At 38.5% G+C, this 22,883-nt stretch carries 21 protein-coding genes; 9 read left to right on the top strand and 12 right to left on the bottom strand.

The genetic code is table 11. The annotated features are described in order from the left end of the window. Position 1: 1 nt before the first annotated feature. Positions 2-466, top strand: a complete 465-nt coding sequence (locus tag GHT08_RS19695) for a hypothetical protein (RefSeq protein ID WP_163578512.1) — start codon at positions 2-4, stop codon at positions 464-466. Positions 467-669: 203 nt separating this feature from the next. Here the strand turns inward: GHT08_RS19695 and GHT08_RS19690 are convergent, their stop codons facing one another. The 9 genes from GHT08_RS19690 to GHT08_RS19650 form a co-directional block, all read right to left on the bottom strand. Beyond that, on the bottom strand, positions 670-1,686 hold the full coding sequence (locus GHT08_RS19690; RefSeq protein WP_163583098.1) for a DUF3231 family protein: 1,017 nt from the start codon (positions 1,684-1,686) through the stop codon (positions 670-672). Between the two features lie 107 nt (positions 1,687-1,793). Then, positions 1,794-2,657, bottom strand: a complete 864-nt coding sequence (locus GHT08_RS19685; RefSeq protein WP_163583097.1) for a DMT family transporter — start codon at positions 2,655-2,657, stop codon at positions 1,794-1,796. 542 nt (positions 2,658-3,199) lie between these two features. Next, positions 3,200-3,658, bottom strand: a complete 459-nt coding sequence (locus GHT08_RS19680; RefSeq protein WP_193568328.1) for a hypothetical protein — start codon at positions 3,656-3,658, stop codon at positions 3,200-3,202. A gap of 33 nt (positions 3,659-3,691) precedes the next feature. Next, the gene (locus GHT08_RS19675) at positions 3,692-5,365 is read right to left on the bottom strand and encodes a sodium:solute symporter family protein (RefSeq protein ID WP_163583096.1); all 1,674 of its coding nucleotides are present in this window, start codon (positions 5,363-5,365) and stop codon (positions 3,692-3,694) included. Between the two features lie 31 nt (positions 5,366-5,396). Next, a complete protein-coding gene (locus GHT08_RS19670) occupies positions 5,397-5,672 on the bottom strand; it encodes a DUF4212 domain-containing protein (RefSeq protein ID WP_018934127.1) in 276 nt (91 codons plus the stop codon). A 296-nt stretch (positions 5,673-5,968) separates the two neighbouring features. Further along, positions 5,969-6,703: a LytR/AlgR family response regulator transcription factor gene (locus GHT08_RS19665; RefSeq protein ID WP_163583095.1), complete on the bottom strand. Its 735-nt coding sequence runs from the start codon at positions 6,701-6,703 to the stop codon at positions 5,969-5,971. Continuing rightward, positions 6,672-8,453 (bottom strand): LytS/YhcK type 5TM receptor domain-containing protein, encoded by a 1,782-nt coding sequence (locus tag GHT08_RS19660; protein ID WP_163583094.1) that lies wholly within the window; start codon positions 8,451-8,453, stop codon positions 6,672-6,674. Before GHT08_RS19660 ends, GHT08_RS19665 begins: the two co-directional genes overlap by 32 nt. Next, positions 8,446-9,951 (bottom strand): solute symporter family protein, encoded by a 1,506-nt coding sequence (locus GHT08_RS19655; protein ID WP_163583093.1) that lies wholly within the window; start codon positions 9,949-9,951, stop codon positions 8,446-8,448. The genes GHT08_RS19660 and GHT08_RS19655 overlap by 8 nt, the downstream gene beginning before the upstream one ends. Beyond that, positions 9,948-10,247 (bottom strand): hypothetical protein, encoded by a 300-nt coding sequence (locus GHT08_RS19650; RefSeq protein ID WP_163583092.1) that lies wholly within the window; start codon positions 10,245-10,247, stop codon positions 9,948-9,950. Before GHT08_RS19650 ends, GHT08_RS19655 begins: the two co-directional genes overlap by 4 nt. Positions 10,248-10,530: 283 nt before the next feature. Here GHT08_RS19650 and GHT08_RS19645 point away from each other — a divergent pair, with 283 nt between their 5' ends. The 4 genes from GHT08_RS19645 to GHT08_RS19630 all read left to right on the top strand — a co-directional run bounded on the left by GHT08_RS19645 (position 10,531) and on the right by GHT08_RS19630 (position 13,438). After that, positions 10,531-11,139 (top strand): biotin transporter BioY, encoded by a 609-nt coding sequence (locus GHT08_RS19645; RefSeq protein WP_163583091.1) that lies wholly within the window; start codon positions 10,531-10,533, stop codon positions 11,137-11,139. 14 nt (positions 11,140-11,153) lie between these two features. Further along, a complete protein-coding gene (bioB, locus tag GHT08_RS19640) occupies positions 11,154-12,146 on the top strand; it encodes a biotin synthase BioB (protein ID WP_163583090.1) in 993 nt (330 codons plus the stop codon). A gap of 191 nt (positions 12,147-12,337) precedes the next feature. Further along, positions 12,338-12,946, top strand: coding sequence for an AraC family transcriptional regulator (locus tag GHT08_RS19635; RefSeq protein ID WP_163583089.1), 609 nt, complete (start codon positions 12,338-12,340; stop codon positions 12,944-12,946). A 51-nt stretch (positions 12,947-12,997) separates the two neighbouring features. Beyond that, positions 12,998-13,438 carry a VOC family protein gene (locus tag GHT08_RS19630; protein WP_163583088.1) on the top strand — a complete coding sequence of 147 codons (441 nt, stop codon included), beginning with the start codon at positions 12,998-13,000 and terminating at the stop codon, positions 13,436-13,438. Between the two features lie 637 nt (positions 13,439-14,075). Here GHT08_RS19630 and GHT08_RS19625 read toward each other — a convergent pair. Further along, entirely contained in the window at positions 14,076-14,633 is a 558-nt protein-coding gene (locus GHT08_RS19625; RefSeq protein WP_163583087.1) for a cupin domain-containing protein, read from the bottom strand. Positions 14,634-14,811: 178 nt separating this feature from the next. Continuing rightward, positions 14,812-15,588, bottom strand: coding sequence for a YheC/YheD family protein (locus tag GHT08_RS19620; protein ID WP_163583086.1), 777 nt, complete (start codon positions 15,586-15,588; stop codon positions 14,812-14,814). A 253-nt stretch (positions 15,589-15,841) separates the two neighbouring features. On the opposite strand from GHT08_RS19620, the gene GHT08_RS19615 reads away from it, so the two are divergent. Further along, the gene (locus GHT08_RS19615) at positions 15,842-17,572 is read left to right on the top strand and encodes a methyl-accepting chemotaxis protein (protein ID WP_163583085.1); all 1,731 of its coding nucleotides are present in this window, start codon (positions 15,842-15,844) and stop codon (positions 17,570-17,572) included. A 203-nt stretch (positions 17,573-17,775) separates the two neighbouring features. Here GHT08_RS19615 and GHT08_RS19610 read toward each other — a convergent pair whose 3' ends face one another. After that, positions 17,776-18,630 carry a MurR/RpiR family transcriptional regulator gene (locus GHT08_RS19610; RefSeq protein WP_163583084.1) on the bottom strand — a complete coding sequence of 285 codons (855 nt, stop codon included), beginning with the start codon at positions 18,628-18,630 and terminating at the stop codon, positions 17,776-17,778. A 144-nt stretch (positions 18,631-18,774) separates the two neighbouring features. On the opposite strand from GHT08_RS19610, the gene gnd reads away from it, so the two are divergent. From gnd to gntK, 3 genes are all read left to right on the top strand, one after another. Then, positions 18,775-19,671: a phosphogluconate dehydrogenase (NAD(+)-dependent, decarboxylating) gene (gene gnd / locus GHT08_RS19605; protein ID WP_163583083.1), complete on the top strand. Its 897-nt coding sequence runs from the start codon at positions 18,775-18,777 to the stop codon at positions 19,669-19,671. 29 nt (positions 19,672-19,700) lie between these two features. Next, positions 19,701-21,047, top strand: a complete 1,347-nt coding sequence (locus GHT08_RS19600) for a GntP family permease (protein WP_163583082.1) — start codon at positions 19,701-19,703, stop codon at positions 21,045-21,047. Positions 21,048-21,127: 80 nt separating this feature from the next. Then, positions 21,128-22,657: a gluconokinase gene (gene gntK, locus GHT08_RS19595; RefSeq protein WP_163583115.1), complete on the top strand. Its 1,530-nt coding sequence runs from the start codon at positions 21,128-21,130 to the stop codon at positions 22,655-22,657. Positions 22,658-22,883 lie beyond the last annotated feature (226 nt).

Here is a 22,883-nt window from a genome sequence, read left to right as displayed (position 1 = left end):
TGTGAAAGCATCTGAGGCTATACTATGGAGTATCGCATTACCAGGATTCGCTCAAGTGCTCAATGGAAGAATAGTTAAGGGGATTATCTTAATTGGATTAGAGTTTTTAATTAATGTTCAGTCACATTTAAACCAAATCATTATTTTTAGTTTTTATGGCCAAATTGATATGGCTATTGCAACAGCAAACTTTCAATGGCTCATGTTTTACCCATGTTTATATTTTTTTGCTATGTGGGATGCATATCGTGATGCAGGCGGTGATAAGAAGCCCTATGCTTACTTGCCATTTGTATTTTCTGCGTATTTCGTAACGGTGGGAACGATTTATTCTTCAACGTTTACTTTGTTCGAGGTCCTCTTAGGGCCATTATGGCTACCAATAGTAAGTGTAATACCAGGGATGCTTGTAGGATTTCTGTTGCAAATATTCATGAGAAAGCGAAACTCCATAAGATATCAATAGAGAGCAGTTCCCAAGATACATCCTTTTGTTATATAATTCATGATAAAAAAAGTGCAGAGCGCCCCTTTAGAAACGTAGTGGCTTCAGAATCAACTGAGATAAGGGAATCACGGTGAGTTTACGCACCGATGATGACCTATCCTAGGGCGATTCGTGCTAGTTTCTGGGCGCTCGGAGCTTGACAATTTTTTTACTTTTTGAGATTATTTTTCTTTATTTCTTGCTAATTTTTCGCGATCTTTCGTTCCTGGTGGTTGTTCTAACCAATTGTTCTCGATCATAATATCTGCACCACTTTTGGCTAACTTTGATACTTCTAACGACAGACGTTCATAATCGACCATCAAATCACTTCGTTGACTGGCAGCTGCAGCAGTAGCATAATTACCAATCCCAGCTGACATGAGTAGTGACATATGAAACATTATTAGCTTGTCAGAGAACGTTTTAGTAGTTGAATCACTTATTGCAAGATCTGGAACCTCTGGAACATCTATATCATTTTCTAAGAGTGTATCAGTGAAAACTTTAATATGCTTTTGGGAGACTTTTTTTGCTCTCAGCATAAAATCTTGTACTTCTTTTGTTGGAGAGGTTTGGGCAAATGATAAACATAACTTTAAACCTATTGTATTTGTCTCTATATTCATATACAAATGGGAAATTTCGATAGCATTCAATGGTCGTTTTTGCGTCAGTGGGTTCAAACCACTCATATATTTTTTGCTATCGACATAATTCGTTTCTATTGGGACTTCGATATATGGATGTCTTGCATTTACTCCTTTGGCTAAAGCTATTTCAGTTGATCGATTAAAAAGCTCTATTGATTCATTAAGAGCATTTGTAAAATAATTTCGTATATCCTCTCTGTCACTCATAGCGACAGATCCACTATAGGAAACCATCCCTACTTTTGCTATATGATTAATATAACTTAAGCAAAATAAATCGGTATAAAGCCATGAAGCATCCAAGTTTACATCTTGTTCAACAAATCCGTTAGGCTGTACATAATTATCCTGCTCGAAAATTGTGAGCAAGCTGTCAAGATGACTCGATGAAATGTCATAAGCATTCTGAACAACTGGTTTTATATCGGGGTCCTCAATATGTTGCAGCATAAACTTTAACACGCATTTCGACATACTATCATTCATGTAGCCCGTCCACAGTGTAGCAATCTCACCAGATGTTAGATGAATCATTTTATCACGCATAAGTAACCTCCAAGAATAGTAATCATATGTTTATTATGCTCAAAAATCATGGATAATATGAGATATAATCTATACACGTGCCTATCTATTAGAAGAAGTTATTAATTTTACGGTGACGATTTTCTAATCGACAAAAAAACGAGCGCGGTAAAGATTAGTACTAAACCTATAAGTATTTGTACAGTTATTACTTCTTTTACAACTACCATTCCTAGAATAGATGCTGTAAGTGGTTCTGCAAGTGAAAGTGTCACAGCTGTTGCTGCAGAAGTGCCTAACAAACCACGGGCAAAGAATAAGTAAGCAATCGCAGTTGCTAAAATTCCTAAATGTAATGTTACGATAATGCCATTCGATTCCAATAACCAAGAAAAATCGTATAAGAATAAAATTGGTGATAATAAAATAGCGGCCAACGTGAACACCACTGCAACAACCGCTTCTGAACGATGTTGTTCCAATAACTTTTTGCTAAACAAGGTATATGCTGAAAAGGATAAACCCGCTCCGACTGCCATCAGAATCCCTAAGGATGATATTGTAACTGTCTCTTGATTCGAAGCTAACAATGTACAACCTGCTACTGCTAAAATAGTAGCCAACCACCATCTTCGGTCTGGAATATTTCGATAGAATAACCATTCTAGTAATCCCGCTAATATTGGTGCACTCCCAATTGCTACCACCGTCCCAACTGCTACCCCCGTCCAAGATACCGCAGAGAAAAAAAGTGGTTGATAAGCTGCCATCGATACTGCTGCCAAACATGTTGTCAGCTTGGGCCACCTTTTAATATAAAATTTTCCTTGTATAACTACAAATACTAATAAAACTATTCCACCTATCGCTAAACGAATGGCCCCAATTGCAACAGGATGTGCGGATGATGGTGCAAAACTTTGAGCTGTACCTGTTGTCCCCCATAGTACAGCAGCAACCAATATCAATAAAAAAGCATTCCGCTGGCTCATAAAACTCTCTCCCAACTCTCTTATGACTTTGTGAACAACACAATTCAAAATCATTTATTTTCTATAATATACCAGTTTTAAATTTGTTTATACAAATGGGAAAATTAAAAAAGTTGGACTAGATACGCCTAACTACTTTGGTAGTAGATGAAATATCTGGACAGCATTACCACCATTCCGGTTGCTCACTTCTCTTTTGACATATCTAATACCAGGAAAACCACTGAGTGTAATGGTAAGATTTCCTGGTAAAACTGAATTAACCGGGAAATCTGCCTATTAAAATGCGGGGTTTTCCCGGTAAAAATATAGTTACAGGGAAAACTACCAAGTAGCATAAAAGGTTTTCCCGATAATAAAGTTGCTGAAGTTAGTTGAGGACGTGCTCGCGGAAAACGACGTAATTAGTCTAAGCGTTGACAAATACACGTAAAACATATCAAAATAACTACTACGCTTAAAACGGTCTTGCACTAATTTTATACTTTCAAAAAAAGGCTCTCCATAAGTGATTAACGATAACTTATGGAGCACCCTTTTCGTTATGTTGTCCCCTCTATTCTTTTATTAGAAGTAATAACCGCTTTGTCTTCACGTACAAATCTGCTTGACCCAAGCCATGCAGCAAGTGCAAAAATTAAATAAATAGCCTGTGTCGCATGTGCTCCTTGAAGAATGACCTGCAATCCCATACCAAAACCGAGAGAAGGGATTGCGATCAGAAATGTTCTGAAAATCCGCTCGAAGCCTTTTTCAAGCGGCAGCGGCCAAATTCGGGAGAAAAATACTCCTAAAGCAACTCCCATACCTGATACAACAAAAAGCTGTACCAAAGTAATCGGTGTGGGAAATGGCCAGTTCATCAGATAGTGACCAATTAAATAAAAGATCTCAAGAAACAGGGTTATCCCGATCACCTTTTGAAACGTCTTCATATTCATCCATGGATGGAAGAGATATAAGACGATTAAAAGAACAGCTAAAACCAAAGTCCAATTCATCTTTTCTCTCCTTTCTGCCACTTGATCTTATGATTACTCATCTATCTCGGGAGCACGGACATTTTCGATTAATTCTTGGATGTCTTTAGGCGGTTCAGGTGTCATCCGGGAAACAATAAAGCTGACAATAAAGTTCAGTATCATCCCGACCACCCCGACACCTTGAGCATTAATACCAAAGAAACTATCTAAAATCGGTTCTTCAGTACCCAAAATAGATGGGGAGAGTATTGCACCGATCATAATCAATGTGAAACTCAAACCAGCAATAATACCTGCGACTGCACCTTCTTTATTCATTCGCTTGTCAAAAATACCTAACAGTATAACCGGGAACAAACTTGCTGCACCTAAACCAAAGGCAAGTGCTACAACCTCTCCGGCAAATCCTGGAGGGTTTATACCGACATATGCTGCAATAGCAAGTGCAATGAGTAAGGTAATCCGGCCAACTCGTAATCGTTGTGATTCTGAAGCACTTTTATTAAAGATACGATAATAGATATCATGGGATACAGCACTTGTCATCGTAATTAATAAACCTGATGCCGTTGACAATGCTGCTGCTAAACCACCTGCTGCAACTAATGCAATAATAAAAGGAGCCAGATTTGCCACTTCTGGAGTGGATAACACGATAATATCTCCATCAATGGAGACCTCATTGTCTTCACCACCAGTAAAATTCACGACTCCATCACCATTGACATCATCTAATTGTAAGAGACCCGTTGTTTCCCACTTACTTACCCACTCAATACTCTGAACTTCTTCGATTGGCTTATCTGCGATCGTATCGATCAGATTGTATTTAGCAAATGCACCAACTGCAGGAGCAGTTAAATAAAGCAGGCCAATAAAGATGATTGCCCAAACCGCTGACCAACGAGCTGCACGAACACTTTTAACCGTATAAAAACGGACAATTACGTGAGGAAGTCCAGCCGTCCCTGCCATTAAAGCTAGCGTAACCATAAAGACATTAATCATAGAAAGATCTGTAAATGGCGCCATATACTCCGTCATACCAAGATCTACTTGGATTTGCCCCAAGCGATCAACAATATCACTGCTTGTTAAGGCAAGTTGCGGAATAGGATTACCTGTTAACTGAAACGAAATGGCAAACGCCGGTATTAAAAAAGCGATAATAATGACAAAATATTGAATAGCTTGTGTCCATGTCACACCTTTCATTCCACCAAGTAATGCAAAGAAGCCAACAATAGCCATGCCAATTAAAACTCCGATAATAATATCGACCTGAAGATAACGACTGAAAACAATTCCTACCCCACGCATTTGACCAGAAATATAAGTAAGCGAAATAAAAATTGTTGCGACTGCTGCTACCGCACGAGCACCACTTGAATAAAAACGATCACCAATAAAGTCAGGAACTGTAAACTTTCCGAATTTACGTAAATATGGAGCAAGTAGTAATGCTAAGAGGACGTAACCACCAGTCCATCCCATTAAGTAAATGGTTCCGTCATAGCCTAAAAATGCAACCAGTCCTGCCATCGAAATGAAAGATGCAGCAGACATCCAATCCGCAGCAATAGCAGCCCCATTGGCTACAGTTGGAACTCCCTGTCCTGCGACATAAAAATTGGACGTATCTCGAACCCTTGACCACCAACCAATTCCTGTGTAAACAGCGAATGTAATAAGTACCAGAATAATCGTAATCACTTCAACACTCATGAAAACCCTCCTTATACCTGCTTACCTAAGTCTAATTCCCATCCTTTATCATTTCTTTATATTGCTTATCGAGTTTATCCATCCGAATGGCATACGTAAGTATCAGAATGATAAATACCAGTATCGAACCTTGGTGTGCAAACCAGAACGATAACGATACATTTAAAAATTGAACATTGGAGAGAGGTTCAGCAAACAGAACACCAGCACCAAGACCAACTAAAAACCAAACAATGAGCAAACCTATGATCAGTTGGATATTCTTCTTCCAATACCATCTCTGTTTTTCATTGAGTGTTTGATTCATTGACTATTCCCATCCCTTCCTGCTTTTATTAATGTTAGAGTGTTTAGTAAACGCTTACAAATTGCCGTGAATTAACTCCTGCCTACTATAAATTTGCCACAGCAATAACCATCCGTAAGCCTCCAAAATCAGAAGTCTTACTTTCTGCTTCCAAAGCCCATCCTCTTTGAAAGCAGAAAAAATACTAAATACTCTAACATTTGTATTTAGTATATTAGATATAATTGATTCAATTTCGAGATTTTCTTGAAATGCCGTTCTATCTGTTTAAAATGTTGAATGAATTGTATGAATGGTTAATTTAATCCTTGTAACACATCAAAAAATTGTTTGGCTACCGTTCTGCTCATTGGAACTTGCGATTTATTTTTATCCTTAATTACAATGTTATAGGCTCCGTTAAACCACGGAGTAATTTCCTCGATCGCATCAAGATTAACGAGATAACTTCTATGCGGTCGGTAAAAAGGAAAGGTAGCCAGCTTCTCTTCTAGCTCTTTTAAATTCATTTTAGTTTCGATAACTTCATTTGTTAATGTGTGTAACAGCAACAGTCTTCCTTCACGGACTGCATAACCGATTTGCAATGGATCCACAACCACCATTTTATTATCAGTAGAAATAATCAATTTATCAATTTTTCGCTTTTTTTGCTGCTTTTTTTGCAGTTCTTCCCTTACTCGTTTCATAGCGGTGTCAAAACGAGCTTTGTCAAAAGGTTTTAATAGGTAATCTGTCGCTTGAAGGTCAAATGCTTGAACAGCATAGGTGTCATAAGCTGTAGTAAAAACAATTACTGGCTCATCCCCCTCTTCATTACGCAATGTCTCTGCCACTTCCAAACCGGTGAGGCCTGGCATATGTATATCTAAAAACAGGACAGTAGGATTATATTTATGATACAACTGAATTAATTGCTCGCCATTCTCCGCACTTGGACATAAGCTCACATCTTCTTCCTGCTCAAGCTGATAAGACAGTTCTTCCCGTCCAAGACGCTCATCCTCTGCGATCATCACGTAAATCTTCATTTATGCCACTCCTTGTATCAACAAGTATTTTAAATGAAACGGAACTTCCTTTTTCCGGATTGTTGCGAAAGTGTAGCCGACTCTTCTCCCCCATAATTCCTTTCAATCTTTCATTAATATTATATAAGGCTGTACCATTACCATTCTGTTGATCAATAGGTTCTGTTCCGAGTAATGCCAGCATATCATCTGAAAAACCTTTACCATTATCGCAAACTTCAATATATACCCATTCTTCTTTCTTTTTAATAATTAAATCAATTTTACCTTTGATTTGATTATTCTTTAGCCCGTGTTGAATACAATTTTCAATAAGGGGTTGCAATGTCGCTGGCGGTATCAATACATTTTCAAGATCTTGATCAATATGAATGTTAATGATGAGCTGATCCATGAAACGTGCAGTTACAATTTCCACATAGGCATTCACATGCGCGAGTTCATCTTTCAGGGGGATTAGCGTTTTGCTGGCGATGGACAGGTTCGCTCGCATATAGTGACTCAGTTGTATGAGGATATGACGTGCCTTTTCTTGATTGACTCGCATCAAAGAATGAAGCAAATTAAAAGTGTTGAATAGAAAATGTGGATTTATCTGTGCCTGAAGATTTCGTATTTCCGCTTCCTTCAAAAGTTCTTTCATCCTCTCCGCTTCAAAACCACTGATTTGATTAGAGATAATAGTGCCTAGACCTTTAGCAAGTTCGATTTCTACAGCCCGAATTTGTTGGGAATGGCGAAAATATAAATTAATCAGACCAATTATCTCGCCAGAACGGTAAATCGGTACCATTATCGCAGTTTTCAGTGGACAGGCTTCAGATCGGCATTGAATCCCCTCCCTGTCATAAGCAACCTGTATATCTCCAGTATCAAGTGCTTTGTGTGATAGCCGCATTTTAAGCGGCTCCCCTAATCGATGATGGTCATCCCCAAGACCGACATGGCTAAGCACCTTCTCTTTATCTGTAATCGCAATTGCAGCTACATCCAACTCATCATAGAGAAGCTTCGCCATTTTGTTTGCATTAGAGATTAAGGAAGCATCCTGAAGTATCGGCAAAGCTTTCTCAGCAATCGATAAAGCTCGATTTGTTTCAATCGCTGCTTCTCTTTCCGTTTCATTAAGTGCAGCTCGGATTACCATCGTAAAAATAGCAAGCGCAACAGCATTAGTAATGACAAGCGGGATGCCAATTGTATTGACAAGCTCTACTCCTTTTTCTTGATCGGAAATAAAAATCAACAGCAAGCCCATATGCAAGACCGGTGGGAACATCCCAATAAATAATGCCTTGCCCGGTGCAATGACTCGCTCATCCGAAAAAAACTGACCTGTCCACCCCGTAATTAAACCTGCCAATGGGTTAATCAAACTATTTGCAATCCAAGCATCTCCACCAATAAAGGCCAGATAAATCCCCGTAATAATTCCTGTACAAAGCCCGACATATGGCCCACCAAGCAGGCCAGCAATCATGACCACTACCGTACTAAAACCGATCAAGACCTCATTAGATGTCACATCGTTTATTCTCGATTCAAGTGCCAATGTATCCATTTCGATTAATACCCCGGTGTGCGTCCCTAATATCCCAATAAATCCAAATACAATCGCTAGATAAATCATGGTATCAATGGCAAAATCTCTGTCTAATAACGAACGGAACCCCGGTATTTGGGTTAACATAAATGCCGCTAGCAAAAGCAGACCAATCCTTTCAAATAAAACGATGGTGAGGTCAATCATGTGAAACAGCCTCCTGTTTGTCGCTGTACAGTTTTAAGAAAAGATCTTCATAGCTTTTCTCATCTTTCTTTCCTGCCATCGCACCGATCACACCACCAACAAAGCCGGCAGGGATTGATAAAATACCAGGATTAGAGAGTGGTAAGATGCCAATCCCCTCTGGCCCTAACACAACTAAAATGATGGATGTAAGAAAACCACATAATAATGTGGTATAGCCACCGATTCTGTTAAATCGCCTCCAGTAAAACGTAAGAATCAGCAAAGGAAATAGCGTGGAAGCCGCAATCGCAAAGGTAATGGATACAAGAAAAGCAACATTACTCTCTTCCATTCCGATCGATAAGAGGATCGACAATATGCCGATCACAACGGCAACCATTCTAGCAACCTGTAGCTGTTTTTTCTCTTCAACCCTTTTTTTCTTCCAAAGATGGTAGTAGATATCGTGCGCAAAAGAAGAAGTTGCGGCAAAAATCAACCCGGTTACTACAGCAATGATAGTGGCAAAGGCAACAGCCATCACAAAGGCAATTAGAAAATCACCACCAACCGCCTCTGCTAACAATAATGCCGCTAGATTCCCACTGGAGTCTGCCTGTATCAATGTTTCACTTCCAACAAGTGCAATGGTTCCGACACCCAAAATAAGTGTCATGATATAAAACAAACCAATAATCCATGAGGCAGACATAGCAGATACTCTTGCCTCCTTTGCATTATTCACCGTTAAAAACCGAATTAGTATATGTGGAAGGCCTGAAGTACCAAGCATTAAGGTTAAAGTAAGTGAAATTTTGTCTATTGAGTTAGTAAACAGATTTCCAGGATAAAAAAATGACTCCCCATGCGGACTTTGCTCTATTGCATCTGCTATTAGACCAAAAAAGTCCCAATTCAGCCAGGACAACAAAATAAAAACAACTAATAATGTTCCACACATCAGCAGTACAGTTTTGATAATCTGAACCCAAGATGTTGCCAGCATTCCACCAAATGCAACATACACCGTCATTAACACACCGATAATGCTCACTGCTACTCGAAAATCCACCCCTAGTAAAAGACGAATCAGTAAACCAGAAGCTACGAGCTGTGGGATCATATATAAAACCGAAATACAAATACCACTAATGGCCACGGCAGCACGCATCCGGTTTCCTGGAAATCGAGCAGCAACCACGTCTGCTACAGAATAGGTGCCAAGCCGATGGATTGGTTCCACGATTAATAGCAACAATATCACATAAGAAATGAGAAAACCTGTAGCATACAAGAATCCATCATAACCATAAAGCGCAATTAATCCAGTAATACCAAGAAATGAAGCTGCGCTAATGAAATCACCAGCTATCGCCATCCCATTTTGCATACCGGACAGACTACCTGCTGCCACATAAAATTGATGAGCTGTTCTACTCCGTTCTGCTGCCCAATGGGTAATGACCAGCGTACCTATTACGATAACGACGAAAAAGATAAAATAGGTAAAATTCATTGGTCACCTCCGGCTTTGGACTGTTCGCCTCTTTCATCAAGCTTTCGATTAAATGATTTCGTGAAAAAGAAATGCCAGACTCCAATTCCCCAAGTCATTAGAAATAATACAAGGACATATCCCCATGCCAACGGGAGAAAATAAATATTTTGCTCTGACATAAAACTGGTTAAAAAAATAGGAAACAGTATATAAAAGAGAATAATGATTGTAGCGTTAGCGATGAGAATACAGTGTTTTTTCCTTACCTGATCGTTAATTCGGTAAGCGGTTTCATTACTTTGGCTATTTTGCACGCTAATCCTCCTCTTTGAAGGAATTGAAAAAGTGAGACTTATCAGAATGTTAACGTCCGTGATCCCCTACTTAGCTTCTTCGCAAGTAGGAGTTTTATGGACAGTTTAAACCATGATTTCATTTTCTTTATCGTAAGCAATTATAAAGGAGCGTGTATAAATATGTCAATTTTGTGAACGAATATGCGGAGCAATAATTATTCATATATGTCAACCATTTCATTTATATGGTTGACAATTTTATTTTCTTCATTTAATCTATGTTTGGAAAGGAGGAAAAATAATGCAGAATCATAAACGCTTAACAGCACTTGACCTTACCATCGGCAGTATATTTATCGCCTTAATGACAGTAGGTGCGAATATTACATCGATTGCACCTTTCATGGTGATTGGTGGAGTTCCCATCACGTTACAAACTTTTTTTGCAATCTTAGCGGGGCTTATTCTAGGAAGCAGATTGGGAGCTATTTCCATGTTGGTCTACATGTTACTAGGTTTAGCGGGTGCCCCGATTTTCGCCCAATTTAAAGGTGGGGCTTCAACTCTTATTTCACCAACTTTTGGTTTCATTGTTTCTTTTATAATAATCGCCTATGTTGCAGGTAAATTAATAGAGAAGAAACAGAGCTTTCCCATGTATATCACTGCTGCACTGATTGCCATGGTCATTAATTATCTCTTAGGGGCTAATTGGATGTATGCAGCCTATATGTTCTGGTTTGACGCACCTGAAGGATTCTCTTATCAACTTGTTTGGTATTGGTTGGCAGTACCTTTACCTAAGGATATTGTGTTATCTATCGGAGCAGGGATATTTGCTCACCGGCTAGAAAAAAGTTTCATCTCCGAAAGTATGTTTCGAAACCAACATAATCAAAACGTAGCTTAAAAAGGCGGGATTCTATGAGTATTTGGCAATCATTAGCAAGAAAAGCTCTACATAACGAAATGCTATCAAACCAGGAGGCACTTTCCGTTTTAAACTGTCCAAACGAGCAATTATTAAATTTACTAGATAGCGCCTTCCAGGTTCGCAAACAGTACTATGGAAATAAAGTAAAGCTCAATATGATTATCAACACGAAATCGGGCCTATGTCCTGAAAATTGTGGGTATTGTGCTCAATCAAGAGACGCTACCGCCCCGATTGAAAAATATCGAATGCTGGATAAACAATCTATTGTCCAAGGTGCTAAAAGAGCACATGAATCAAAATCAGGTACTTATTGTATTGTCGCCAGTGGTCGTGGTCCATCCAAACGGGAACTTGATACGGTCACTTCAGCAGTTGAGGAAATTAAACAACATTACGATATGAAAATTTGTGCATGCTTAGGACTGTTAGAACCAGAACAAGCCGATCAATTAAAAGCGGCAGGGGTAGATCGCTACAATCACAATATTAATACATCCGCTAATCATCACGATCAAATTACAACAAGTCATAGCTATTATGACCGGGTTTCCACAGTAAATGCCGTCAAAGCAGCGGGAATCTCGCCGTGTTCTGGTGTGATAGTCGGTATGAAAGAGAGCAAAGAAGATGTAATTGAAATGGCGCATGCCTTAAAGGAACTGAATGCTGACTCCATCCCCGTTAACTTTCTGCATGCCATTGATGGAACATTACTAGAAGGAACTAACGAATTGACGCCTACCTATTGTTTAAAGGTCCTTTGTTTATTTCGTTTTATCAATCCATCAAAAGAAATTCGGATATCCGGTGGCAGAGAAGTGAACTTGAGAAGCCTTCAACCATTTGGACTTTATCCTGCTAATTCTATCTTTATTGGGGATTACTTAACAACAGAAGGACAAGCTCGCATACAAGATTATCAAATGATAGAAGATCTCGGCTTTGAAATCGATTATGTTGCCTCAGAAGAATGTGTATAACTTATCAACTCATTGATGTAGTCTGAAATGATTGGGGATAAACGAGGAAAATATAAAATAACCATACCTGCTGCCCCCTTGGTATCTTTATACAAAATCTGTTAATATTCGCTTGGTAATGCTATTTATTATATAATATATATAATTTTTAGTGACGGTAGATTTCTATGAATGATTGGAGGCACCCTATTATGCATCCTCGTTTAACCCACGCTTTTACACCATTACAGTTTGGCGCTGATATTCCGATTCATCGTGGTTCGGATTTCATCGGGATCCGCTTCCGTCCTGGTGCTCTTCGCGCACTATTTAACGTCTCGGTTGCTTCGTATAGTGATCTTTCTATTACTCTCTCTGACATAGACAAAGTGTGGACAGACATACAATACCAGTTAACTGAAACAACAGACCGAATTGCCTTGTTAAATACCGTGCTCTTACAACGTCTAAAGCAAACTAAAAGTGCAAAGAATAGTGCTTCAATCGCAAACTTACTCCATCATATTTATCTGCATCAAGGAAGTATAAAAGTGCAAAAACTTGCTGAAAAAGAATTTATGAGTAGCAGGCATGTACAACGGATATTTCTGGACTGGATAGGACTTAGCCCAAAGACATTTTGTCGAATTGTCCGCATGCAGTATTCCTTACGTTTCTTATACGAACAGCATGAATTAATGGGTGCACCAACCAGTGCTGAGTATGGCTATAGCGATCAAGCTCATTTTATTCGAGAATTCCGAACCTATACAGGGATGACACCATCTAATTATATGTCCGATTTTTTCAAGACAAACTAAAACCCTTCTATTAAACTCAGAAGGGAAGACAAATTAGGTGAGGTGAATAAAATGAAGTTAGACAATATTCGGCTGCTCGTCACTGAATTTGACGCTTGTTTGTCCTTTTATCAAGAAACGCTCGGATTTAAACGGACATGGGGAGAACCAGGTGGGGATTACGCAAGTTTTGATGTTGGAGACGGTATGGTGTTAGCACTCTTCAGAAAGGAGCTAATGGCAGAAGCCGTAGGGACAAAAAATTTACCAGTTAACATGCAAGTGCAAGACAATTTTGCGTTAATCTTTGAAGTGACAGATTTAGAAAAAACGGTCCAGGATATTGAACGGCGAGGCGGAAAATTCGTCACATCTATCGAAGATAAAACGCATTGGGGAATACGAGCAGTCCATTTGCGAGATCCAGACGGTCATTTAATTGAGTTCATTACAACACTACCTCAACACAAATGGGACAAATCATTGCTTGCAAGAGACCAAGCCTACAAGTGAATTAAAATAACTAAAAGGGTGTGCTTACATGCACCCCTTTTTTAAAAGGTACGAAAGTATATAATCAGTGCAATGACCGTGTTTAACGAAGTAGTTATTTTGACATATTTTTAGTGTGTTTGCCGACGCTGCGACTAATTACTTCGCTTTGATAAGCTCCCTTTCGAATAGACAGTTAAAAAATAGATAAGAGCAAGAATCGCTATCCATAAGTATAAAAGCAGCAATGTTACTTCATGCTAGAATTGTAGAGCAGACCTTAGCATAGGCCGCCCACTTTCACTCCTGTGGGAATTGTTTGACCTCAAGATCCACTTTTTCGAGCGGGTTTTGCTCGAAAAAGTTAGCTGAAGGACAACCCCCACGGAAAGGAAAGTGCGCAGCCGAAGCGGTGGTTATGCTGTTCACGTATTTCATAATTAATATTAAAGTAATCGAAATCCAATTAGCATTTAATAAAGGGCCGGTGGGGTTTTCAGGTTTTTCTTATCAGATAGAAACGTACATAATTAGCTCAATCACTCGCTAAATTGACAAACGATTTTGTGTAAATTAATAGATGTAAAAAACAAACCTATTATAGGGCATATTACTCTTTAAAAAGCAAATGCCCCCTTAATAAATCGTTATAATAATATTAACTCACATTTCCATTGTGATGATGACTTTCCACAGCCATTGCATCTCTCTTAGTAACATGCACTGTATTAAACGGATGGTTAGGGGGTGCATATATTGAATACAGCTTAAGTGGAATTGTACCAGTATTAATTACATTATGCCAGGTACCAGCAGGAATGACGATAGCAGTGTCATCATAAACATACCTTTCAAAATTGAAATGATTCTTGTTCGTCCCCATCTGAGCAATTCCTTGACCTTGTTCAATACGTAAAAATTGATCTACTGCAGGATGCATTTCTATTCCAATATCTTCCCCAACGCCAATACTCATTAACGTAATTTGGAATTGCGATCCCGTCCAAATAGCGGTACGAAACGTATTGTTTTGTTTTGTTACTTCATTAATATTAAACACCAATGGTCTTGACCCATAATCTATCAGCCCAATTTCATTTCCTTTTTGAAAGTGTTGATTAGGTGTGTAATGAGATTGAACTGAACACATTCCATTATTATACATTGATTGATTAAGATAAGGGGGATTTGGATGCAGGTTAGAATTGTTATACATGCTTCTTCATCCTTTCAGCATTTCTACAAATATATTATGCTTTGATGTAGATAATGTAGCTTATCCAAATCCAATGCTATTTGAGGGATTTGTAACAACTCTGTTTTCATTCTATTAAAGAGACCCATGGCCTGCGTCTATCAAGGGAACAGCAGCAATTTTGGGTTGTATATTCAATCTATCGATTACCCTTGAAGCGACGTTTTCTCCGATTTTCCAAGATCTGATTGAATATTGATTTATCTTTAAGATAAGAAAAAAATTCAATACTTGGTCCTATCAAATTAACCTCAAATACCCATACTTTCCCTAACTGGTCAATACCTATATCAATTCCACATTCAACTATCCGCCTATTTTCACCAAAAACTTTGCCTACTTCAATACAAATTCTCTCTATTTCCTTTTCTAATTTTTCGGCCTGCTGTTGATCCATTTGTAAATGTTGTAATAAAAGTTGTCTGATTGGTAACGCCCATGCTCCGCGATTTCGATTGACAATACCACTATCTATATCGGCAAGCTTCCCAAGCATCCCTCCCAAAACCCATTTACCTTGTACATATTGGATATGTGCTCGAACACCTAATGCTAGTTTATCTGGCGTAACACTTGAAATACCCTGCTGAATAATATAAAGATTGGAATTCAACTTTCTTCTATAAATAGAGTGAAGAAACATTATTACTGCCTCTAAGCTATTTAATTCTCTATCTACTTTAGATCCAGTAATTGTATACCCCTTGACGGTATATTGTCCGTTTGTGTTTGTGCCAACCTGTACCACTCCCCTACCTTTACAATTGGAGATAGGTTTAACATAAATAAAAGCATAACGGTTTAAAAAATCGTTTAAATTATCGCTACTGTATAATACAGTTTCTGGATAATGTTGTGATAGAAGCGGGTTTTGCTTTATTTTTAGCGTCTGACTCCATTTATTTATACTTTCCATCATTTCACTCCTATTTATTTATATTTTATTTATCGTATTCGAAAAGTTTCATATTAGTGTTAAGGTAAATGTATTAAGATTCGAAATTTTATCGAGTAATGCCTGTTATGGTTAGTTTGCCCACTTCCATCTTCCAGTTATCGTAATGGTACTTTTTTACTAAATATATATCTGAATTTAACATTAACTTAACATTCATTTGTTACAATTTGTCGATGTAAGGATAATTACCTAGGAACTGGAGGATTACAAATTGAAGTTTTATTTCGACAAAACAGGTAAAAAGACTCAAAAGGAAAAGAAACATAGACAAAGCTTCCTATCAAAGATAAATTTACAAACTAGATTACTAGTTTTATTTTTTGTTCTATTAATTATCTCCATAAGTGTTGTCGGCTTAAGTACATACTTAAATGCAAAAGAGACAACAATGGAAACAATGGAAAACCGGTTGACACGTGAAGGAGAATTGCTTGCATACATAGCTGACAACCTGAAGTTTCTATATGTTAGTGATGATGAATATTTTATGCAACAACTCGAAACAGAAATACGCTCCCAAAAAGAGAGACTTGAAGAAGAAGGAATCATGTCTGATATTTACTATATCGTTGATAGCGATGTCACCCCTTTCAAAGTGAGTAATGACAGTAATTTCACTTTTTCCGAATCCTTAATAAATCAAATGATTGAACTAAACAAAGGTGTCATTCACAAAAAAATCAATGGGAAGGACTATACCATGATTGTTGAAGATTTAAGTGAGCAAATCGATGGGCTATACGTTTTAGTTGTCCCTACCCAATCTTATATGGGGGCTGTTCATGCTATGGCTCAAACGATAATTATCGTTATTATCGTTAGTTTAATCATCTCTGTATTCATCGTATTATTTTTTGTTCGAAGTTTAACCAAGCCTTTAACGAAATTACGAAACACCATGAGAGAAGCACGAAACGGAAACTTACAAGATACACTTGCAATAAATACAACTATACCGGAGATCGTATCATTGCATAAAAGTTATGACGCTATGATCGACCAAATGCGGACAATGTTGAAAGAACTCCATGATACTACTTCCCAGCTAGAAACAACTGGAGATCTGTTAAAAGATTCTTCAGGTAGTTCTTTAGCGTCAAGTCATCAGTTAATTACATCCATTAATGTTGTAAAAGAAGGTGCCGAACAAACTGCTAACAGTTCAGAACATAGTACCAATAGTTTCAACGAAATGAAAGAAAAGATCTTTTCTTTATTAGAAAATATGAAAATGGTTGATAACAGTTCGGAGAATATGAATAACTCTGCAGCATATGGTGAGAAAAACATGACAAAGCTGATCGAAATGATTACTTCCTTTGGGCAAGGTTTTGAGCATTTGAATCAAACGATACAGCAAGTGAATGCTCACTCATCGTCCATTACCAGCTTAGTCGATTTAATTAAAGGAATAGCCGAACAAACCAAACTTTTAGCATTGAATGCTGCCATTGAAGCTGCTAGAGCAGGTGAATCTGGTAAAGGATTCGCTGTCGTTGCAAATGAAGTCAGAAAGCTAGCAGAACAAGCTACCAATGCGACAGAAGAAATTACTAACTCCATCTCGGAAATGGAGAGTGTAACAACACAAGCAGCCGACGAATTCGATCAAATGCATACAAGTATCACGTCTAACTTAACTATTGCTAACGATACGAAATTATCTATTGATGAATTAATGGAACAAATCGATACGGTTAGCAATCGCATTAACAGTATGGAAAATGAACTGCAAAACGTGCATCAAGTTCTACCTGATCTTGAACAAGCTACTGTGAGCTTTGCATCTGTCTCTCAAGAAACATTAGCAAGCGCTGAAGAAATGTATGCAACAAGTGATGAGCAAATCCATCAAATGGAAAGAACACACGATATTGGCTTAAAACTAACAGAATTATCCCAATCACTAGCTAAATTGACTAAACGGTTTCGTATACAATAGAAACTGGGACATAGCTAGCCAAAACAACAAAAAAGTTGAGATCATCATCTTTGTTGATCTCAACTATATTTGTTGTTTATTCTTATTAACTGTTCTACTGACACAGTCTCTCTTGGTTCCTGTTACTGTTCAGCAGAGTTAATTCTAGCCTTCTACTTCACTAATCTAGAACTCAAAAAATTGAGACACTCCTGTCCCAATCTCTATATTCTTTTCACCGTAATAGCCTCGCGCATTTTATTAAGCGCTTCTTGTCCCGTTTCTCCCCTGTTCATCAAAACGTTCACAAATAATAAATCAATTAAGGTCAACTGAGCAATTCGGGAAGAAAATGCTTCTGTTCTAAAATCGGTTTCCCCAGAACTTGTATATAGTGGAATATGTACCGCTTCACTTAACGTTGATTTCGCAAAGTTGGTAATCGCGATCGTTTTTACTTGATTCTTTCCCAATACGTTTAAAATATGTAAAATATCCTTCGATGACCCTGAATGTGAAATAAGAAGAGCACAATCCTTCTCATCCAGCTGAGAAGCAGCCATCAACTGAAAATGAGTATCCACTGCAGTTTGTACCGGCAAACCGGTACGAATAAACTTATGGTATGCATCTAATGCTACCGTATTCGATCCACCACTACCAAAAAAGTGAATTTGACGGGCAGATAATAAGCTATTTACAGCCTTTTGCAATTGTTCTTCATCGATAATCTTCAATGTTTCTTCCAAAGATTGAATATTGGTTCGAAATACTTTGGCGGCTACCGTATTTAACTCATCATCACTGTCCACTTCTTCATGAATATGTTGAATAGAAGATACTACTTCAGAGGCTAATGCAATTTTCATTGCCTGGTAACCTTTATAACCTATCCGCTTACAAAATCGAAAAACAGTTGAATCTGCAACATCTAAATCCTCAGCCAACTGATTAATCGAAGAATGAATAATCTGATTAGGATTTTCTAAGATATAATCAGCAATTTTTCTTTCTGTAACACTGAACTTCGGATAATTTCTTCGTACCTTATCTAAGCATGTTTGCTCTCTTTTTATCATTAGCATTCTCCTGAACAATCTTTAGTTCTCATTATACAGGATTAGTCTTCGAAAAAAAATATTTTTTGTAAACGGTTGAAAAAAGAATTTTTTTTCGTATAATGTATGAAGAACGAAAATTTTTTCGAAAAAGGATTGGTAATGATGCAAATAGGAATGATAGGTTTAGGGAAAATGGGATATCAACTATCACTAAATCTACTAAATAAAAATTATACTGTTATTGCTCACGATATGAGTGAAGAAGCACTACAGCATATTATTTCAGATGGTGGTGAGGCCGCCCCAACGATAAAAGAACTAGTGAGTCGTTTACAAGCACCGCGCACTATTTGGATGATGGTTCCTGCAGGTGATGCTACAGAATCTGTATTTCAAGCTTTACTGGAGCATCTTGAAAGCGGTGACCGCATTATTGATGGCGGAAACGCTCATTACAAAGATTCCATCAAGCGTGGGGATGCGTGTAAAGAAAAAGGGATCTACTTCTTTGATTGTGGGACAAGCGGTGGTGTTGATGGTGCACGAAATGGCGCCTGCACAATGATAGGTGGAGAGCAGCAGGAGTTCGAAAAGGTAGAAACACTTTTTCAAGACCTAACCGTTGAGAATGGCTACTTATATACTGGTCCTGTTGGAAGCGGTCACTTTCTTAAGATGGTCCATAACGGAATTGAATATGGTATGATGCAAGCCATAGCAGAAGGTTTTGACATACTTGAGAAAAGTCCTTTTGCTTACGATTATGAAAAGGTTGCCAAAGTGTGGAACAATGGCTCCGTTATTCGCTCCTGGTTAATGGAGTTAACAGAAGACGCTTTCGGAAAAGATCCTAATCTCGAACAAATAAAAGGGATCATGCACTCCTCAGGAGAAGGAAAATGGACAGTAGAAACAGCACTCGACTATGAAATGGCTGCGCCTGTCATCACACTCGCTCTAATGATGCGCTATCGCTCACAAGAGCAAGACACATTTACCGGAAAAGTTGTCGCAGCACTCCGTAATGAATTCGGTGGCCATGCTGTAACTAAGGTCTAAAAAATTTTTCAGCAAAGGAAGGAAACAACATGTCAGATCAAATGTTAATACTTATTGCATTAGCAGGAATTTTCTTATTATTATTTCTAGTTATTCGAACGAAATTACACGCGTTTGTTGCTTTATTAGTCGTCAGTTTAATTGTCGGTATTTTAGCAGGAATGCCTCTTGGCGATGTAATCGACACGATGGAACAGGGTATGGGTGGAACATTAGGTTTTGTCGCTGTCGTTGTCGGTCTAGGCGCTATGTTTGGCCAAATGCTTGAAGTATCTGGTGGTGCTGACCGTTTGGCACGTACCATGATTAATAAGCTTGGTGAAGATAAAGCTCAATGGTCATTAGGGATTACAGGTTTTCTTGTAGCTATTCCCGTCTTTTTTGATGTTGGATTTATCATACTTGTACCACTGGTATACGGTTTAGCAAAGAAAACAGGAAAATCATTATTGTATTACGGTATTCCTTTACTTGCTGGTTTAGCGGTTACACACAGTTTTATTCCCCCGACTCCCGGACCAATTGCGGTTGCAGATTTAGTTGGAGCTGATTTAGGTTGGGTTATCTTATTCGGCGCACTGGCTGGTATACCTTCCATGATTATTGCTGGCCCATTGTTTGCACGTTATATTTCCAAGCGTCTACATGTAGTTGTACCAGAATACATGAATATGGAAGAAATAGAATATGATGATCGAGAATTGCCTAGCTTTTCTTTAATTGCTTCCATTATTTTAATACCTTTAGTATTAATTTTATGTAATACATTTTCGGACTTCTTTTTAGAGGAAGGAAATATGGCTCGTGAAATATTCACTTTCTTAGGACACCCTTTTGTTGCATTAACGATTGCAACGATCTTAACCTTTATTTTCTTAGGAACAAAACGCGGTCTTTCTCGTCAGGAAGTACAAGATATTGCAACGAAAGGATTAGAACCTGCAGGGATTATTATCTTAGTAACTGGTGCAGGTGGAGTATTTAAAGAAGTCTTAATTCAATCTGGTGTAGGTGATGTGATTGGTAACATGATGGCTGGCTCAAATCTGCCACCGATTTTACTAGCATTCTTAATCGCGGCTTCCGTACGTGTCGCACAAGGTTCTGCAACTGTATCGATGGTAACAGCAGCGGGACTTGTATCCCCTTTAATTGATATCTTAAGTCTTGAAGGTCCTGTTTTAGGGTTAATCGTTATCGCAGTTGCATCAGGTGCAACAGTGTTATCACATGTCAATGACTCTGGTTTCTGGTTAGTTGGACGATACTTTGGTTTAGATGTAAAGGATACCTTGAAATCTTGGACAGTTATGGAAACATTAATAGGACTTGTTGGTTTATCCGTAGCACTTATCCTAGGCATTTTCATTTCATAATTGATACGATGGGCGCTGCTCTTTTGAAATAAGCAGCAGCCCATTTTACATAGGAGGAATCTATCAGCATGAGTAATGTTATGATTGGTGTCGATATTGGCACGACGAGTACGAAAGCAGTAGTTTTTAATAATAATGGAGAGGCTTTAAGCAGAGCGGGCGTGGAATATCCATTACATACTCCCAAACCAGAAGTTGCAGAGCAAAATCCTGAAGAAATCTTTCAAGCTGTTTTAACCACTATTAAAGAAAGTATGAAAGAAGCAAAAATAGCTGGAAATAAGGTACAATTTATTTCATTTAGCTCTGCCATGCATAGTTTAATGGTCGTTAATCACAATGGTGAGCCATTAACTAACTCCATTACATGGGCAGACAATCGCAGTTCTCATTACATGGAGAAAGTAAAGCAAGCGTATAATGGACATCAAATTTACTTACGTACTGGAACACCTATTCACCCAATGTCACCCTTACTGAAATTGGTATGGTTAAAAGAAGAGCACCCTGAGTTATTCAAGCCTGAACATAAGTTTATTTCTATTAAAGAGTATGTTTTCTACCGGCTGTTTGGTCAATATATGATTGATTACTCGATTGCTTCTGCAACAGGCATGTTTCATTTAGAGCAATTGGATTGGGATCAAGAAGTACTGGAACTACTACAAATTAATAAGGAGCAGTTAAGTACGCCGGTAGCAACGACACACTCCATCACAGGTTTACATCCACCATATGCGAAAGAGCTAGGGTTGCCTTCCGATCTACCTTTTATCGTTGGTGCAAGTGATGGCGTATTGTCTAATTTAGGAGTAAATGCGATTGAACCCGGGGTCGTAGCTCTAACAATTGGAACAAGCGGGGCTATTCGCACCGTTACAGATAAACCTGTCACCGATCCAAAAGGGAGAATTTTCTGTTATGCTTTAACTGATAAGCATTGGGTTATTGGTGGCCCTGTCAATAATGGCGGCATGATTTTTCGCTGGTTGAAGGAGGAATTGGGACAAGCAGAAGTTGAGAAGGCCAAACAGACTGGTGAAAGTCCTTATGATTTACTTACAGCGCTCGCTGAAACCGTTCCAGCTGGATCAGAAGGATTGCTTTTCCACCCCTATTTAACAGGAGAACGGGCTCCATTATGGAATGCAAATGCGAGAGGCTCCTTTTTTGGACTAGCCATGCATCATAAGAAAGAACATATGATACGCGCCGTACTAGAAGGAATTATGATGAATCTATATAGTGTATTACTAGCTCTGGAAGAATTAATCGGCGAACCGAAACGCATCCAAGCTACTGGTGGATTTGCACGCTCTCCATTCTGGCGACAAATGCTTGCTGACATATTCGACCAGGAAGTCATGGTACCTGAAAGCTATGAAAGTTCTTGCTTAGGTGCTGTTGTGTTAGGCATGTATGCTAAAGAAGATATTGATTCTTTAGAAGAAGTGGAAAACATGGTTGGTTCGGTTCATAGCCATCACCCTAATCCAGATGCCACAAAAACTTACCAAGACTTAATGCCCATCTTTATTCGTCTACCTCGCCTACTGGAAAAAGAATATGAAGCGATTGCTAGTATTCAAAAACAATGCACTCAAGCTTGAATTATTGTAGGAAGGCAGTTAAAAAATGAGCAAAATTCTCTCAGTCCTTATCCCTGGATCTGCGATTGTTTTTGAAATATATCAATCACTTAACCGCCACTCCGGCTGTCCACTTCCCTTTTCGTGGGGTTTGTCCATCAGCTAACTTTTTCGAACCAAAATCGCTTGAAAAAGTGGATTTTCAGGTCAAACGATTCCCACAGGAGTGGAAGTGGGCGTCCTTCGC

It is taken from the genome of Gracilibacillus saliphilus (genome assembly GCF_010994085.1).
GTDB classification, from domain to species: domain Bacteria; phylum Bacillota; class Bacilli; order Bacillales; family Amphibacillaceae; genus Gracilibacillus; species Gracilibacillus lacisalsi.
This window is presented reverse-complemented; position numbering and strand designations above follow the sequence as displayed.